We start from the raw sequence: 15,915 nt of genomic DNA on the forward strand, positions 1-15,915 counted from the left end.
GCGTTCGGTGAGGGCATCGGCCACCACCGGGTGGACGAACTTGGTGATATCGCCGCCCAGGGCCGCGATTTCACGGACCAGTGTCGAGGAAATGAACGAATAACGCTCGGACGGGGTAAGAAACAGGCTTTCCACATCCGGTGCCAGTTGGCGGTTCATGTTGGCCAGCTGGAATTCATATTCGAAGTCCGACACCGCGCGCAAACCACGCAGGAATACATTGGCGTTCTGCTCTTTGGCGAAATGCGCGAGCAGCGTCGAGAAGCCGACGACTTCAACGTTCGGCAAATGTTTGGTGACCTCGCGGGCCAGCTCCACACGTTGTTCCAAGGGAAACAGCGGGTTTTTCTTCGGGCTGGCGGCGACGGCGATGATCACGTGATCGAACAGGCGCGAGGCGCGTTCGACCAGATCGCCATGGCCCTTGGTAATAGGGTCGAAGGTACCTGGGTACAACACTCGGTTCATCGCGTCGTCCTGGCGGGAGTCCGTTGGGGAGTCGGATGGTATCGCAGCCTTCCCGGTCGGCCAAGTCGCCTGTTGGGTAAGAAAGCACTATAGACGATGGGAATATTCCTCGTTTTCATGGGTTTTTCAAACGCTGGGCCAGTGAATTCGCCAGTTGTGCCGTCAGTCCGTAGACCGACAATTGTGGGTTTGCACCAATGCTGGTGGGGAATAGCGAGCCGTCGTGAATCGATAGATTGTGCAGTTGGTGATGTCGGCCGAGGCTATCGGTCACGGCGTTTTTCGGGTCTTCACCCATGGCACAACCGCCCATTACATGAGCACTGCCCAGGCGCGTGCGATACAGCTCAAGGCTCAATCCATTGATCAAGGCACGCGCTTCGGTGAGGGTTCTGACGTAACGGGCGTCGGCATGCATCGGCATCACGGCGTTGGCGCCACCGGCGAACTGGATCTCGGCCATGCTATGGAACGCCCGACGCAACCCGTCCCAGGCATACGATGAAACCTGATAGTCGAGCACCGGCGTGCCGTCACTGCGTAATTCGACACTGCCGCCGGAGCTGTCCGGGTGAAAGCCGTCTCGCAGCAATGCCAGCATGGCGTGGGTATGCGGAAGGTTTTCCATGTGCCGGGCGTTTTCCGTGCCGAAGCCACCGAGCAGGGTGGTGGCCAGCGCCGGGTGCAGCGGTGGGACCTCCAATTTGTAGGACATCTTGCCGGTGATGCCGTCCTGCCACTGGAAATGGTCGGAATAAATCGACTGCGGCGCGCCGTAGAACGGGTTGATCACCTCGYCGAACAGCCCGGCGGACATGTTGACCAAATGCAGGAACGTCCGTTTTCCCAGTCGCTCATGGGGATCCGGCGCCTCTGAACGCAATAGCAGCGCCGGGCTGTTGATCCCGCCGCCGGCCAGCACGTAATGCCGTGCCTTGACCGTGATTGTGCGTCCGGTAGGGGCAACGCAACGCTCATCCATCGCCACACAGTGCAGACCCGTGACCCTGGCGTCCTTGATCGACAACTTTTCAGCGCGGGCCAGATAGAGCAGCTCGCCACCTTTTTCCAGGGTCGCCGGGATGGTCGTGACCAGCATCGATTGTTTGGCGTTGGTCGGGCAACCCATGCCGCAGTAGCCGATGTTCCAGCAGCCGCGCACGTTGCGCGGGATCACATGCCAGGCGTAGCCGAGTTTTTCGCAGCCTTTGCGGATGACGTCGTTGTTGGCGTTGGGCGGTACTAGCCACGGGGCGACGCCCAGGCGTTGTTCCATTTTCTCGAACCAGGGCGCCATCTCGGCCGGTGTGTGGCCTACGACGTCATGTTCTTTGGCCCAGTGTTCGAGCGTCTGATCCGGGGTGCGAAAGCTCGAAGTCCAGTTGATCAGCGTGGTACCGCCCACCGCCCGGCCCTGGAGGATGGTGATCGCACCGTCCTTGCTCATGCGCCCGATGCCTTCCTGATAGAGGCTGGTGTAGGCCTGATCTTCGAGCATCTTGAAGTCGCTGCTGGTCTTGAGTGGGCCTTCTTCGATGAGCAAGACCTTGTAGCCTGCGGCGCTGAGGATTTCGGCGGTGGTTCCGCCGCCGGCACCGCTGCCGATGATCGCCACATCCGCTTCGAGGGTCAGGTCCTGGGGCAATTGCGAACCGTTATAGGTTTTCCAGCCACGGGCCAGGCCTTCGCGAAACGGATCGGGTACGGGCATGTTCGGGTTCTCTTGTTGTTATGTTTTGGGTGCGATGGTGAGGCGGCTTGCCCGCGAAAGGGACGCCACGGTTTCAGACCGTAGGCGGCCCCGGATACCCACAATGCGCCCAAGACTCCGCCCGGCTGTACCACGCCATCATCACCATTTGCAGCAACGAGCTATGGCCCATGCGCAGCAGGCTCAACGAGCTGTTTTCCCAACGGTCGAGAAAATGTCGGATGGCTTCGCTGCTGGCGTTTTCCCAGCTGCCCCAGATCCCGGTCAGTGGGCCGCGGGTGATGCTCATCCCCAGCGCATCGAACAATTGTCGGGTCAGCTTGAGCATTTCCGGCGACAGGTGATCGAGGCTGTAATCCAGGCTTTTGAGGGTGCCTTCGACGGCGGCCGGCATTTTCTCGACGGCCACGGCTCCGTCGAGCATCACCGGGATCAGTGCCCGCAGAAACAACAGGTCACCGCTGCGCAGAGTCGCGAAACCGCTGGCCGCCGTGCTCGACGAGCAGCCGCTGAGGCTCGCGCCGAATCCGGCTGTGGCCAGAAAGGCGCTGGCGCCCAGGCTGAATTTAAGCAGGCCGCGCCGTGACAGCGCGGGTGTGTCGGACAGGCTTGGGCTCATTATTGTTATTACCCGGCGGTGTTGATCGTTAGCGGATAAACAGCTTCTGGATCAGTTTCTGAATGGATTTGCCGTACGGCGGATAGATCAGCTTCGCCGCGTTGAAGCGCTGTTTGATCAGCACGCCCTTGGCCTTGCTGAAGGTCAGGAAACCCTCATGGCCGTGGTAGTGGCCCATGCCCGAGGCGCCGATGCCGCCGAACGGCATGTCGTCCTGGGCAACGTGCAGCAAGGTGTCATTGAGGCATACGCCGCCGGAATGGGTTTCGTGGAGAACGCGGTTTTGCTCGCGCTTGTCGTAGCCGAAGTAATACAGCGCCAGCGGACGAGGCCGTTGGTTGATGTAGGCAAATGCTTCATCGAGATCCTTGTAGGGGACGATCGGCAACAGCGGGCCGAAAATTTCGTCCTGCATCACCGTCATGTCGTCGCTGACGTTGAGCAGCAGGCTATGACCCATGCGTCGGCCCTGGCCCTGATCGAACAGTGGAATCAGCAGCGCGCCCTTGCTGGTAGCGTCGCTGAGGTAACCGTTGAGCCGCGCCAGTTGTCGGTCATTGATGATGGCGGTGTAGTCCGGATTGTCGGCCAGGGTCGGATAAAACCCGCGAATTGCCTGGCGATAGGCTTCGACGAAGGAGCCGACGCGGTCTTCCGGCACCAGCACGTAGTCCGGGGCGACACAGGTTTGCCCGGCGTTGAGGGTCTTGCCGAAAGCGATGCGTTCGGCGGCATCCTTGAGCGGCACATCGCGGGAAACGATGGCCGGGGACTTGCCGCCCAGTTCGAGGGTCACTGGAGTCAGGTTCTCGGCGGCGGCGCGCATCACGTGTTTGCCGATGCTGGTGGCGCCGGTGAACAGCAGGTGATCGAAGCGCAACCGGGAGAACGCCACGCCGATGTCGGCCTCGCCGAGCACCACGCAAACCAGGTCTTGAGGGAATATCCGCCCCAGCAATTCCTTGAGCAGCAAACCGGTGGCGGGGGTCGATTCGCTGAGTTTGAGCATCACCCGGTTACCCGCCGACAGCGCCCCCACCAGTGGCCCGATGGCCAGATACAACGGGTAGTTCCACGGCACGATCACCCCGACTACGCCCAGCGGTTGATAAACGACTTTGGCCGAGGCGGGTTGAAAGGCGATGCCGACTTTACGCCGCGAGGCCTTCATCCAGCTTTTGAGGTGTTGGCTGGCGTAGTGAATACCGTGCAGGCTGGGCATCAATTCGGCGAGCAGGGTTTCGTCGGCGCTACGGTGGCTGAAATCCTGGCTGATGGCGTCGATCAAGGCCTGGCGCTCATTGCTCAACAGGTCCCGCAATGCCTTTAGCCATTGTTGGCGCTGAGCTGCTGGCGGCATCGGGTTGCCYGTATACGCAGCGCGTTGAGCATCGAACAGGGTTTGGAGCTCGTCCAGAGGCTGCTGCAAGTTCTTCAGGTAGGCGATGTCAGCAGGCATGGTCGGCTCCGGATTTATTGTAATGAGGGGATTTTTAGAGTCAGTACTCTAAAAAGTCAAATGACATCCTGACGCAGCTTTGTTTTATCCACCCACGGATAGGTCGTAAGATGCCCGTCACCGCACTCTGAATTAAAGCTCAAGCCATGGCCCCTCGGATCAAAACCAGCGAGCGCATCGTGCAGAACAGCCTGGAGCTGTTCAATCAGCAGGGCGAGCGCAGCATCAGCACCAACCACATTGCTGCCCACATGGAGATTTCTCCGGGCAACCTGTACTACCACTTCCCCAACAAGCAGGCGATCATCGCTGTGCTGTTCAGTGAGTACGAAAGCCTGGTGGACAGCTTCCTGCGCCCACCCCAGGGCCGCGCCGCGACGGTCGAAGACAAGCGCTTCTACCTCAAGGAATTGCTCGCCGCCATGTGGCGTTACCGTTTTTTGCATCGCGACCTCGAGCACTTGCTCGACAGCGATCCCGAGCTGGCCGCCCGTTACCGGCGCTTTTCCCAGCGCTGCCTGATCCAGGGCACCGCCATTTACGAAGGGTTCGTCGCCGCTGGCATCCTGAACATGGATAAGGTTCAGATCGAGTCCCTGACGCTGAACGCCTGGATCATCCTCACGTCGTGGGTGCGGTTTCTGTGCACCACGCGGGAAAACTCCAACCACTTGAGCGAACAGGCTATTAAGCGCGGCGTGTATCAGGTGTTGGTGCTTGAGGCCGGGTTCGTCACCGATCAATCGCGCGACGCGGTAAATGCGCTGTTCGACGAATTTTACGTGCCACTGGCCCAGGCGCTGGAAGAAGTGCATTAGGATTCAAGACTGACAACATCACAGGAGCCCGTTATGCCCATTGCGCAACTGATCAGCCCGCAAGCGTTGGACCTGAAAAAGGAGACCCCGGGGCTGGTGATTCTGGATTGTCGTTTTGCCCTCGAAGACCCGGATTATGGTCAGCGCAGTTATGCCGAAGGGCATATTGCCGGGTCGAGTTTTGCCGATCTCGAGCGTGATCTGAGCGGGGCGGTGGTCAAGGGGGTTACCGGGCGTCATCCGTTGCCTGAACCCGAAAAGCTGATCGAGCGCCTGCAAGCCTGGGGCATCAATGCCGACAGCGAAGTGGTTTTGTACGATGACGGTCCAGGCGCCTACGCGGCGCGGGCCTGGTGGTTGCTGGCCTGGCTGGGCAAGCGCGACGGTGTGTTCATTCTCGATGGCGGGCTGAAAGCCTGGCATGCCGCCGGATTACCCCTGAGTCTTGATCCGCCGTCGATCAATCGCGGCACCTTCACCGGGACGCCGGATGCTTCGCTGGTGCTCAGCGCCAAACAGCTCCAGAAACGTCTCGGCCAGCCCGCGTTGACCTTGCTCGACGCCCGCGCCCTGCCGCGCTTCAAGGGCGAAGTGGAACCGATCGATCCGATTGCCGGGCACATTCCCGGCGCACAATGCGCCGCGTTCACCGAAAACCTGGGCAGCGACGGACGTTTTCTGCCCGCCGATCAGCTCAAGCAGCGGTTTGCCGCGAAGCTCGGTGATCGTTCGCCGACGGAGCTGGTCGCGTATTGCGGTTCCGGCGTGACGGCCTGCCACAACCTGTTCGCCCTGTGCCTGGCGGGTTATCCATTGGGGGCGTTGTATGCCGGTTCGTGGAGTGAGTGGATCAACGACCCTGCACGAGGCGTCGCCACCGGCGAGTAAGCGCAGAGCAGATGTGGGAGCGGGCCTGCTCCCACATTTGGATCTTCGTTGTCATCTATGGTCGGGCAATTGCCGCGCGCTGCGATACGCTCCCGGTCCAACGCCATAAACCTGCTTGAATTGCCGACTCAGATGACTTTGGTCGGCAAAACCCAGTTGCGTCGCGACTTCCAGCGGCAGACAGCCGTCCTGTAACAACGCCCGTGCCCGAGCGATACGCTGCTGCATCAGCCAGGCGTGCGGCGGCATGCCGGTGGTGCGGCGGAACACCCGGGCGAAGTGGAAAGGGGACAGGTTCACCGTCGCCGCCAGTTCTTCCAGCGAGGGCGGCGCCGCCAATTGCGATTGCAGCCGTTCTTTGGCCAAGGTCACCGCGCGGTGTTCCTTGCCGGGTTTGCCGGCGATCGGGACAGCTGCGTGGCGTTGCAACAGCGACAACATCATTTCCCGCCAGACCGTTTGCTGCTGCAGGGCCGTGGACGGACTTTCCAGCAGTCGATGCAGTTGGCAGAACCCCCTCACCAGGTCCGGGTCGCGGTACAGCGTGGCGCCAAACACCGGCAAGGTGTCGCTCGGCAGTTCAAGCTCTTCCAGCAGCGAGAGAATTTGCCCGCTGTCGGGATAAAACGCCCGGTACAACCAACCGTCTTCCGTACCTTTGTGGCCGGTGTGCAGTTCGTCCGGATTGATCAGCACCAGCGTGCCGCTGCCCGCCAGATGCTCGGCACCGCGATAGCGATAACGCTGGGCGCCGGCCATGATCATGCCGATCACATAGCCGTCATGCACATGCGGGGCGAAACGGTGTTCAATGTAGCGCGCAGACAACAACTCGACCCCGGCCAGCGGTGCCGTTTGCCAGAAGTGGATCGACTCGCCCTGATCGACTTCCACTGTTTACTTGCGCCCAGTGGCGGCCAGCCATTGGGGAATGCGCCGTTCCAGGTAGTAACCCGGTTGTCTGAACGAACCCTCGACGAAACCGACATGCCCGCCCTTGGCCTGCAGCTCGAATTGAGTGCTGGCGGACAATTCGTCGGCTTGCGGCAGGCTATGCGGAAACACAAACGGATCGTCAGCCGCCTGGATAATCAGGGTCGGCGTGCGAATCTCTCCAAGGAAATAACGACTCGAAGCGCGACGATAGTAATCCGCGGCATCGGCGAAACCATTGAGCGGTGCGGTGACCCGGCCGTCGAAATCCCAGAAGGTGCGCAAGTTCTCCAAAGAGCCCAGCGCCTCCAATGCCGCCAGGCCATCCTCATGTCCCTCATGCTGGAATCTGCGTTGCTTGTTCTTGATGTAGGCGACCATCTCTCGCATGAAATGCGCTTGGTAGAACTGGGAAAAACCCTGGCTGATACGATCGGCACAGTGATCGAGGCGAAACGGCACCGACACTGCCACCGCACCGAGTACACCGCTGTTGCTGCCGGTTTCACCCAGATGCTTGAGCAACACGTTACCGCCCATGGAATAACCGACCGCATACAGCGGCGCGAGGGGGCGTTGGGTGCGCAGGTGCCTGATGGTTTCGGCCAAGTCTTCACTGGCCCCGGAATGGTAGCTGCGCGGCAACAGATTGGGCTCGCCGGAGCAGCCTCGCCAGTTCAACGCGACGCTGGCCCAACCCTGGGCACCCAACGCTTTCTGCATGCCGGCCACATAAGGCGAATTCGACGAGCCGGTCAGGCCGTGCAATACCAGCACCAACGGTGCATTCGCGCTGTGTGGGCCGTGCCAGTCCAGGTCAAGGAAATCGCCATCTTCAAGCCACAATCGCTCGCGCTCACGCTCGATATGTGTGGTTTTGCGCCATAGCGGTCCCCACAAGGTTTGTAAGTGCGGATTACCCAGGCCGTAGGCGGGCGTGAAGGCAGGGGTGAAACGTTCTGGCAGATGGGACACGATTGCTCTCGATGCTGCGGCGCGTACCCGCAGCGTTAGCTGACTGAGCTTCGCACCGTTTTCTCAGGCCGGACTAGCCGGCGATCCCTGCCATACGTTGCCACAACGCGTAGTACACACGTCCCGATTTTTGCTCCCGATGCAGGCGCCAATTTTCTGGCAAACCCAATATCGACGGTGCGCTTTCGCTTTCAGTGTAGACCCACGCATCGTCGGCCAGCCAATGACGTTCTTCGAGCAGAGTGCAAACCACAGGCAACAGATTCTGATTGAACGGCGGGTCGAGGAATACCAGGTCGAACGCCGTGGCCGGTTGGGTTTCCAGATAGCGCAAGGCGTCGGCAGTCTGTACCTGGCCGTTGGTGCAGCGCAGGGTGCCCAGATGTTCTTTCAGGCTGGACACCGCGATGTTGCTGGCGTCCAGCGCCTGGCCCATGGCGGCGCCACGGGACAAGGCTTCCAGGAACAGCGCGCCGCTGCCGGCAAACGGATCGAGTACCTTGGCCCCGGCGACGTAAGGCGCGAGCCAGTTGAACAGGGTTTCCCGCACCCGGTCCGGCGTCGGGCGCAGGCCCGGAGCATCCGGGAAGCTCAGCTTTCGGCTGCGCCATTCGCCACCGATGATGCGCAGTTGGTTCACACCGTTATGCACGTTGTGGACAGGTTTTTTTGGGCGAGTGGCCATTAATGCTCCGGAACCCCGAGCGGCTGCTCGGCAGGTTTGTCAGTAGGGGCCGGCAACGGCTTTTGTGGCACGGTCGGGCCAGCGCTGACGATGACCAGTTTATCCGTGCTCAGGTGTTTGTTCAGTGCGGCTTTGACTTGCTCGACGGTCAGGCTCTGGGACTGTTGCATGAAGTCTTCCAGGTAGCTCAGCGGCAAGTTGTAAAAGCCCATGGCGCCGAGCTGACCGACGATATCGGCGTTGCTGGCGGTGGACAGCGGGAAGCTGCCGGCCAGTTCACGCTTGGCGTCGTCGAGTTCTTTCTCGGTGGGGCCGGTCTTAAGGTAGTCGGCGAGCACATCCTGCACCAGTTTCAGGGTGCCTTCGCTCATTTCGGCGCGGGTTTGCAGGTTGATCATGAACGGGCCGCGAGCCTGCATCGGGCTGAAACCCGAATACACGCCATACGACAAGCCACGCTTCTCGCGCACTTCGCTCATCAGCCGGGTGCCGAAACCGCCGCCGCCAAGAATCTGGTTGCCCATGGACAGCGCTGCGTAATCCGGATCGTCACGGTCGATACCCAGTTGCGCGATCATCAGGTTGGTCTGTTTGGACGGAAACTCAATGTGGCCGATGCTGGGCTTGGGGTCGGTCGGTTGTTCGATTTTCGCCAGGGCCGGGCCTTTGGGCAGGTCGGCGGACACTTGTGCGGCAACTGCCTCTGCCTCGGCACGCGACAGGTCGCCTACCAGCGCAATCACCACGTTGCCGGCGGCGTAGGCTTTCTGATGGAAGGCTCGCAACTGCGCCAGGGTAATCGGGGGAATACTCTTGGCTGTGCCGTCGCTGGAGTGTGCGTACGGATGATCGCCGTACAAACGGTTCATCAGCTCCAGGCTGGCGAGTTTGCCGGGGTTCTGTTTCTGGTATTCGAAGCCGGCGAGCATCTGGTTCTTGATGCGCGCAAACGAGTCGGCGGGGAAGGTCGGCTTGCCGACGACTTCAGCGAACAGCTTCAAGGCAGGCTCGCGCTTGTCCACGGCACTGAGGCTGCGCAGGGAGGCAAGCGCCATGTCCTTGTACGCGCCGTTGCTGAAGTCGGCGCCCAATCCTTCGAAGCCCTGAGCGATGGCGCCGACATCTTTGCCGGCCACACCTTCGTTGAGCATGGCGTTGGTCAGCAATGCCAGGCCGGGTGCATCACCGTCCTGGCTGCTGCCGGCGGCGAAGATCAGGCGCATGTCGAACATCGGCAGTTCACGGGCTTCAACGAACAATACCTTGGCGCCTTCGGCGGTATTCCAGGTCTGCACGTTCAGCGAGCGATGGCTTGGGGCCTTGCCGTCGAGTTCGGCCAGCGATTGCAGCTTTTGGCTGGACTTGGCCTTGTCGAGGGCTTCGCTGGCGTTGGACTCGTCGGGTTTTGACAGATAGAAGGCGGCAGACCCGATCAGTGCAACAGCGATCAGGCCGATCAGGGCCAGACGCGACTTTTTACGCTCACTCATGAGTCGTCTCCTGTGGCAGTACATGGGCGACGCTGAGACGTTCGCGGGTGAAATACAGCTTGGCGGCCTTCTGGATATCTTGCGGGGTCACGCTTTCCAGGTCGGCGAGTTCGGTGTCCATCAGTTTCCAGGACAGGCCGACGGTTTCCAACTGTCCGATGGCGGTGGCCTGGCTGGTGATCGAGTCACGCTCAAAAACCAGGCCGGCAATGACCTGCGCTCGTACCCGCTCCAGTTCTTCAGCGGATGGCGCGGTGGTTTTCAGTTGTTCGAGCAGTTTCCACAGGCCGGCTTCGGCCTGGGCCATGGTTTTATTTTTCTGGGTGTTCGGCGAAGCCGACAAGGTGAACAGGCTGTCGCCACGGGTATAGGCGTCGTAGCTCGACGACCCGCCGGACACCAGCTCTTCGCCGCGTTCCAGTTGCGTCGGGATGCGGCCGCTGTAGCCGCCGTCAAGCAGGGCGGAAATCAAGCGCAGGGCGTTCACCGAGCGTTTGTCTTCGGCGGTGGCAATGCTCGGCACGTTGAAGGCCAGCATCAGGCTCGGCAATTGGGTCTGCACATGCAGGGTGATCTTGCGTTCGCCGGGCTCAGCCAGCTCCAGCGGGATTTTCGCCGGTGGCACGTCGCGCTTGGCGATCGGGCCGAAGTAACGCTGGGCCAGGGTTTTGACTTCGTCCGGGGTCACATCGCCGACCACCACCAGAGTGGCGTTGTTCGGCACATACCAGGACTGGTACCAATGGCGCAGTTCTTCGACTTTCATGCGGTCGAGGTCGGCCATCCAGCCGATGGTCGGCGTGTGGTAACCGCTGGCGGGGTAGGCCATGGCCATGAAACGTTCGTAGGCCTTGGACATCGGCTTGTCGTCGGTGCGCAGGCGACGCTCTTCTTTGATCACCTCGATTTCGCGGGTGAACTCGTCGGCCGGCAGGCGCAGGTTGGCCATGCGGTCGGCTTCCAGTTCGAAGGCCACGCCAAGACGGTCGCGGGCCAGCACCTGGTAATACGCGGTGAAGTCGTCGCTGGTGAAAGCGTTCTCTTCGGCGCCGAGGTCGCGCAGGATCAGCGAGGCTTCGCCGGGGCCGACTTTCTCGCTGCCCTTGAACATCATGTGTTCCAGCGCGTGGGACAACCCGGTCTGGCCCGGGGTCTCGTAGCTGGAGCCGACCTTGTACCAGATCTGGGAAACGACGACCGGCGCACGATGGTCTTCGCGCACGACAACCTTCAGGCCGTTGTCGAGGGTGAATTCGTGGGTCGGTTGTGGATCGGCAGCCAGGGCCGAGAGGGGCAGACAAACTGTGCTGAGCAGCAGGCCTGCAGCGCGGCGGGCTAGAGCATTCATTCGTTTTTAAACCTGTTGGGCTGCCCGCTTGGTCTTAGCGTCGGCGGGCGAGAGGGTGCTAGGATACTGATCCGTTTTACTGGCGGCCACGCCTATCAAGCCTTTGATCGGCTTGCAGGTTGTATGGGTTACCGGCAGAAGCTTTGAGTTTGTCAGCTAAACTCTGCGTTTTCGCCGACGATGCCGTTCCAGTCCTTCGTATTAGTCGACCTTTGAGGCGCCGTTGGCTCCTCGACAAAATGTTGCGCGTGAACAAGCTGGATGAATCGCAGTCTGTTCAGCATCGAATTATTTATTTGCCGAGGCGCCTTTTGGCGCGTCGCTACCGTGAGATAGCCGTCCTCCATGTTTGGTTCCAACGACGACAAGAAGACCCCAGCCGCGGCTGGTGAGAAGAAAAGCCTGTTCGGATGGCTGCGCAAAAAGCCGCAGGAACCCGTTGTCGAACAGCCACAGCCACTTTCTGAGCCAACCCCGGCACCGGTTATAGAGCAAAAGCCTGCGCCGATTGCCGAGCCGGTGCTGCAACCTGCGGCCGCGCTCGTACCTGAAACCGAAGTCGCGGCCCCATTGCCGCTGACGCCAGTTGCCACGCCGTGGCTGACTTTGCCGGTAGCGGAAGAGCCGGTGGCGCTGGTTGAAGATGAGCAAGCGCCGCACATCACGCCACCGATTCCGGCTCCGACTGCGTTTGCTCCGGAGCCGGTTCGGGCGCCAGTGGTTGAGCCGGCAGTCGTTGCACCGGCAGCCGTTGCACCCGTGTTCGTGGCCGAACCTGCTCCAGTGGTTCCAGAGCCTGTAGTGCCAGCATTTGTTGCTCCGGTTGCTCCGGTTGCTCCAGCGCCTGCACCCGTCATCGCTCCTGTTGCCGCCACACCGGTTGCGCCCCTCGAAACTCCAGTCGAGCCTGTGCGTACCGAAGAGACCAAAGCCGGTTTCTTCGCCCGTCTCAAGCAAGGCCTGTCCAAGACCAGCGCCAGCATTGGCGAGGGCATGGCCAGCCTGTTCCTCGGCAAGAAAACCATTGATGACGAACTGCTCGAAGACATCGAAACCCGTCTGCTGACCGCCGATGTCGGCGTCGAAGCGACGTCGGTGATCATTCAGCGCCTGACTCAGAAAGTCGCCCGCAAGGAGCTGGCCGATGCCGACGCGCTGTACAAATCCCTGCAAGCCGAATTGGCAGCGATGCTCAAACCGGTCGAGCAGCCGCTGAAAATCACCTCGCAGAACAAGCCGTTCGTGATTCTGGTGGTCGGCGTCAACGGTGCCGGCAAAACCACCACCATCGGCAAGCTGGCGAAGAAGCTGCAACTGGAAGGCAAGAAAGTCATGCTCGCCGCCGGTGACACCTTCCGCGCCGCAGCGGTCGAGCAACTGCAGGTCTGGGGCGAGCGCAACAAGATTCCGGTGATCGCCCAGCACACCGGCGCCGACTCGGCTTCGGTAATTTTCGACGCTGTGCAGGCCGCCAAGGCCCGTGGCATTGATGTGTTGATCGCCGACACCGCCGGTCGCCTGCACACCAAAGACAATTTGATGGAAGAGTTGAAGAAGGTTCGCCGGGTGATCGGCAAGCTCGATGCCGACGCGCCTCATGAGGTGCTGTTGGTGCTCGACGCCGGTACCGGCCAGAACGCCATCAACCAGGCCAAGCAATTCAACCAGACCGTCGAATTGACCGGCCTGGCGCTGACCAAACTCGACGGCACGGCCAAGGGTGGGGTGATTTTCGCCCTGGCCAAGCAGTTTGGCTTGCCGATCCGTTACATCGGCGTTGGTGAAGGCATCGACGATTTGCGTACTTTTGAAGCAGAACCCTTTGTCCAGGCATTGTTTGCCGAGCGGGAGCGTTCATGATTCGTTTCGAACAGGTCGGTAAACGCTACCCGAACGGTCACGTCGGCTTGCATGAGCTGAGCTTTCGAGTCCGTCGGGGCGAATTCTTGTTTGTCACCGGCCATTCCGGCGCCGGTAAAAGCACCTTGTTGCGGCTGTTGCTGGCCATGGAGCGTCCGACCACCGGCAAATTGCTGCTGGCCGGGCAAGACCTGAGCACCATCAGCAATGCGCAGATTCCGTTCCTGCGCCGACAGATCGGCGTGGTGTTCCAGAACCACCAGTTGCTGTTCGATCGCACGGTGTTCAATAACGTCGCGTTGCCGTTGCAGATCCTTGGCCTGTCCAAGGYCGAGGTCGTCAAGCGCGTGGACTCGGCCCTGGAGCGCGTGGCGCTCTCGGACAAAACCGATCTCTACCCTGGCGACCTGTCTACCGGCCAGCAACAGCGCGTCGGCATCGCTCGCGCCATCGTTCACCGCCCGGCCTTGCTGCTGGCGGATGAACCGACCGGTAACCTCGACCCGCGTCTGGCGGCAGAAATCATGGGCGTGTTCGAAGACATCAACCGTCTGGGCACCAGCGTGCTGATCGCCAGTCACGACCTGGCGCTGATTGCCCGCATGCGTCATCGCATGCTGACCCTGCAGCGTGGCCGATTGATCGGCGACGGGGAGGCTGRCGTATGAGTGCGACACGTAGCCCCAAGGTTTCCGAGCGTGTGGCCCCGAAGGCCGCCGACCCGCAACCACAGCAGAAGAAAAAACGCGACGATGACGATGGCCCGGATTTCGCCACGCTGTTCCGCGCCTGGATCGAAAGTCATCGTGCCAGTTTGCTGGACAGCTTGCGTCGCTTGGGCAAGCACCCGATCGGCAGTTTTTTCACCTGCATGGTGATGGCGGTGGCCCTGAGCTTGCCGATGGGTCTGTCACTTTTGCTGAATAACGTCGAGCGTCTCGGTGGCTCCTGGCAGCGTGCGGCGCAGATTTCCCTGTATCTGCAACTTGAGGCCAGCCCTGCCGAGGGTGAGTCGTTGCGTGAGCAGATCAAAGGCATGCCGGGCGTAGCGGATGCCGAATACGTGGGTCGCGATCAGGCGCTGGAAGAATTCCAGCAGCAGTCCGGTCTGGGCGAAGCCCTCAAGGAACTGCCGGAAAACCCGCTCCCGGGCGTGGTCCTGGTGACTCCGAAAGAGGTCGACAAGCCTGCGCTTGAAGCATTACGACAAAAACTTTCCGAGTTGCCGAAGGTACAACAGGCGCAACTTGATCTAGTCTGGGTCGAGCGTCTGGCGGCCATCCTCAAGCTGGGCGACCGTTTTGTCTTCGGTCTGACCGTGCTTTTGGTTTCTGCATTACTTTTGGTGATAGGCAATACCATTCGTCTTCATATTGAAAACCGCCGCACAGAGATAGAAGTGATTAAACTCGTCGGCGGCACGGACAGTTATGTGCGCAGGCCCTTTCTGTACATGGGCGCGCTATATGGCTTCGGTGCGGGGATTCTTTCCTGGGGCGTATTGGCGTTCGGCCTGAACTGGCTGAACGACGCGGTGGTTGGACTGGCCGGTTTGTACGGCAGTGATTTTGCGCTGGCCGGAGTGCCAGTTGCCGACGGTCTGTCGCTCTTGCTTGGCGCGGTGCTGTTGGGGTATATCGGTGCATGGATTGCAGTCGCACGCCACCTGCGGGAGCTTGCGCCAAAGTAATATCATTTTGCTCGTATTGACCTTTCAGCGTTTATGGGAACTTGTTTTTTGGTTTCCGGTCAATTTTCGCAGTGCTGAACTGCACGAGTTATGTAAGTCGGAGGTTTTTTCGTATGACCAATTCTTTGCAGCCTGCATATGCTCTGGTCCCGGGTGCGAACCTGGAGGCCTATGTGCACACGGTGAATAGCATTCCATTGCTGACGCCGGAGCAGGAGCGCGAACTGGCCGAGAGTCTCTATTATGAGCAGGATTTGGGGGCGGCTCGGCAGATGGTGCTCGCCCACCTGCGTTTTGTCGTACACATTGCCCGTAGCTATTCCGGTTACGGCCTGGCCCAGGCTGACCTGATCCAGGAAGGCAACGTCGGCCTGATGAAAGCGGTCAAGCGTTTCAACCCGGAAATGGGTGTGCGCCTGGTGTCCTTTGCGGTGCACTGGATCAAGGCGGAAATCCACGAGTTCATCCTGCGCAACTGGCGGATCGTCAAAGTCGCGACCACCAAGGCTCAGCGCAAGCTGTTCTTCAACCTGCGCAGCCAGAAGAAACGTCTGGCCTGGCTGAACAACGAGGAAGTCCACCGTGTGGCGGAAAGCCTCGGCGTAGAGCCGCGGGAAGTGCGCGAGATGGAAAGTCGCCTGACCGGCCATGACATGGCCTTCGACCCGGCCGCGGAAGCGGACGACGACAGTGCCTTCCAATCGCCGGCCAACTACCTGGAAGACCACCGGTACGACCCGGCCCGTCAACTGGAAGATGCCGACTGGAGCGACAACTCCAACCACAACCTGCACGAAGCGCTTGAAGTGCTGGACGACCGCAGCCGCGACATTCTCTACCAGCGCTGGCTGGCAGAAGAAAAAGCCACGCTGCATGACCTGGCGCAGAAGTACAACGTGTCGGCCGAGCGTATTCGTCAGCTCGAGAAGAGCGCGATGAACAAGCTCAAGTTGTCGATCGCTGCGTAACCC

Annotated in this window: 15 protein-coding genes; 6 read left to right on the top strand and 9 right to left on the bottom strand. The window is 60.6% G+C overall.

Annotated elements, in window-relative coordinates:
• From coaD to AC1DIS_RS15290, 4 genes are all read right to left on the bottom strand, one after another.
• Positions 1-468, bottom strand: a 468-nt coding sequence (gene coaD / locus AC1DIS_RS15275) for a pantetheine-phosphate adenylyltransferase (protein ID WP_477780955.1), incomplete at its 3' end; no start/stop codon positions are given.
• 115 nt (positions 469-583) lie between these two features.
• Positions 584-2,179 carry a GMC family oxidoreductase gene (locus tag AC1DIS_RS15280; RefSeq protein WP_477780956.1) on the bottom strand — a complete coding sequence of 532 codons (1,596 nt, stop codon included), beginning with the start codon at positions 2,177-2,179 and terminating at the stop codon, positions 584-586.
• 73 nt (positions 2,180-2,252) lie between these two features.
• On the bottom strand, positions 2,253-2,798 hold the full coding sequence (locus AC1DIS_RS15285) for a twin-arginine translocation pathway signal protein (RefSeq protein WP_477743620.1): 546 nt from the start codon (positions 2,796-2,798) through the stop codon (positions 2,253-2,255).
• Between the two features lie 28 nt (positions 2,799-2,826).
• A complete protein-coding gene (locus AC1DIS_RS15290; protein WP_430954440.1) occupies positions 2,827-4,257 on the bottom strand; it encodes a coniferyl aldehyde dehydrogenase in 1,431 nt (476 codons plus the stop codon).
• 146 nt (positions 4,258-4,403) lie between these two features.
• Here AC1DIS_RS15290 and AC1DIS_RS15295 point away from each other — a divergent pair, with 146 nt between their 5' ends.
• Positions 4,404-5,075, top strand: a complete 672-nt coding sequence (locus tag AC1DIS_RS15295; RefSeq protein WP_018928685.1) for a TetR/AcrR family transcriptional regulator — start codon at positions 4,404-4,406, stop codon at positions 5,073-5,075.
• 33 nt (positions 5,076-5,108) lie between these two features.
• A complete protein-coding gene (locus AC1DIS_RS15300; protein WP_086944402.1) occupies positions 5,109-5,963 on the top strand; it encodes a sulfurtransferase in 855 nt (284 codons plus the stop codon).
• Between the two features lie 51 nt (positions 5,964-6,014).
• Here AC1DIS_RS15300 and AC1DIS_RS15305 read toward each other — a convergent pair whose 3' ends face one another.
• The 5 genes from AC1DIS_RS15305 to AC1DIS_RS15325 all read right to left on the bottom strand — a co-directional run bounded on the left by AC1DIS_RS15305 (position 6,015) and on the right by AC1DIS_RS15325 (position 11,394).
• Positions 6,015-6,857 (bottom strand): AraC family transcriptional regulator, encoded by an 843-nt coding sequence (locus AC1DIS_RS15305; protein ID WP_018928687.1) that lies wholly within the window; start codon positions 6,855-6,857, stop codon positions 6,015-6,017.
• A 3-nt stretch (positions 6,858-6,860) separates the two neighbouring features.
• A complete protein-coding gene (locus AC1DIS_RS15310) occupies positions 6,861-7,871 on the bottom strand; it encodes a hydrolase (RefSeq protein WP_018928688.1) in 1,011 nt (336 codons plus the stop codon).
• A 73-nt stretch (positions 7,872-7,944) separates the two neighbouring features.
• On the bottom strand, positions 7,945-8,556 hold the full coding sequence (rsmD, locus tag AC1DIS_RS15315) for a 16S rRNA (guanine(966)-N(2))-methyltransferase RsmD (protein ID WP_018928689.1): 612 nt from the start codon (positions 8,554-8,556) through the stop codon (positions 7,945-7,947).
• A complete protein-coding gene (locus tag AC1DIS_RS15320) occupies positions 8,556-10,046 on the bottom strand; it encodes a M16 family metallopeptidase (RefSeq protein WP_018928690.1) in 1,491 nt (496 codons plus the stop codon). The genes rsmD and AC1DIS_RS15320 overlap by 1 nt, the downstream gene beginning before the upstream one ends.
• Entirely contained in the window at positions 10,039-11,394 is a 1,356-nt protein-coding gene (locus AC1DIS_RS15325) for a M16 family metallopeptidase (RefSeq protein WP_018928691.1), read from the bottom strand. The genes AC1DIS_RS15320 and AC1DIS_RS15325 overlap by 8 nt, the downstream gene beginning before the upstream one ends.
• Before the next feature lie 345 nt (positions 11,395-11,739).
• Between AC1DIS_RS15325 and ftsY the strand changes: the two genes are divergently transcribed.
• The 4 genes from ftsY to rpoH all read left to right on the top strand — a co-directional run bounded on the left by ftsY (position 11,740) and on the right by rpoH (position 15,912).
• Complete coding sequence (gene ftsY / locus AC1DIS_RS15330; protein WP_477748749.1) at positions 11,740-13,254, top strand: signal recognition particle-docking protein FtsY; 1,515 nt, start codon at positions 11,740-11,742, stop codon at positions 13,252-13,254.
• Positions 13,251-13,922, top strand: a complete 672-nt coding sequence (gene ftsE, locus AC1DIS_RS15335) for a cell division ATP-binding protein FtsE (RefSeq protein ID WP_477780957.1) — start codon at positions 13,251-13,253, stop codon at positions 13,920-13,922. Before ftsY ends, ftsE begins: the two co-directional genes overlap by 4 nt.
• The gene (gene ftsX, locus AC1DIS_RS15340; RefSeq protein ID WP_018928695.1) at positions 13,919-14,944 is read left to right on the top strand and encodes a permease-like cell division protein FtsX; all 1,026 of its coding nucleotides are present in this window, start codon (positions 13,919-13,921) and stop codon (positions 14,942-14,944) included. Before ftsE ends, ftsX begins: the two co-directional genes overlap by 4 nt.
• A 113-nt stretch (positions 14,945-15,057) precedes the next feature.
• The gene (gene rpoH / locus AC1DIS_RS15345; protein ID WP_007897890.1) at positions 15,058-15,912 is read left to right on the top strand and encodes an RNA polymerase sigma factor RpoH; all 855 of its coding nucleotides are present in this window, start codon (positions 15,058-15,060) and stop codon (positions 15,910-15,912) included.
• Positions 15,913-15,915: the final 3 nt, after the last annotated feature.

The sequence above is a fragment of the Pseudomonas sp. 05N433 genome (assembly GCF_056396925.1).

Bases quoted from the DNA above. Each gene is read 5' to 3' on its own strand.
- AC1DIS_RS15285 (WP_477743620.1), bottom strand. From the start codon at position 2,798: ATGAGCCCAAGCCTGTCCGACACACCCGCGCTGTCACGGCGCGGCCTG.
- AC1DIS_RS15295 (WP_018928685.1), top strand. From the start codon at position 4,404: ATGGCCCCTCGGATCAAAACCAGCGAGCGCATCGTGCAGAACAGCCTG.
- AC1DIS_RS15300 (WP_086944402.1), top strand. From the start codon at position 5,109: ATGCCCATTGCGCAACTGATCAGCCCGCAAGCGTTGGACCTGAAAAAG.
- rsmD (WP_018928689.1), bottom strand. From the start codon at position 8,556: ATGGCCACTCGCCCAAAAAAACCTGTCCACAACGTGCATAACGGTGTG.
- AC1DIS_RS15320 (WP_018928690.1), bottom strand. From the start codon at position 10,046: ATGAGTGAGCGTAAAAAGTCGCGTCTGGCCCTGATCGGCCTGATCGCT.
- AC1DIS_RS15325 (WP_018928691.1), bottom strand. From the start codon at position 11,394: ATGAATGCTCTAGCCCGCCGCGCTGCAGGCCTGCTGCTCAGCACAGTT.
- ftsY (WP_477748749.1), top strand. From the start codon at position 11,740: ATGTTTGGTTCCAACGACGACAAGAAGACCCCAGCCGCGGCTGGTGAG.
- ftsX (WP_018928695.1), top strand. From the start codon at position 13,919: ATGAGTGCGACACGTAGCCCCAAGGTTTCCGAGCGTGTGGCCCCGAAG.
- rpoH (WP_007897890.1), top strand. From the start codon at position 15,058: ATGACCAATTCTTTGCAGCCTGCATATGCTCTGGTCCCGGGTGCGAAC.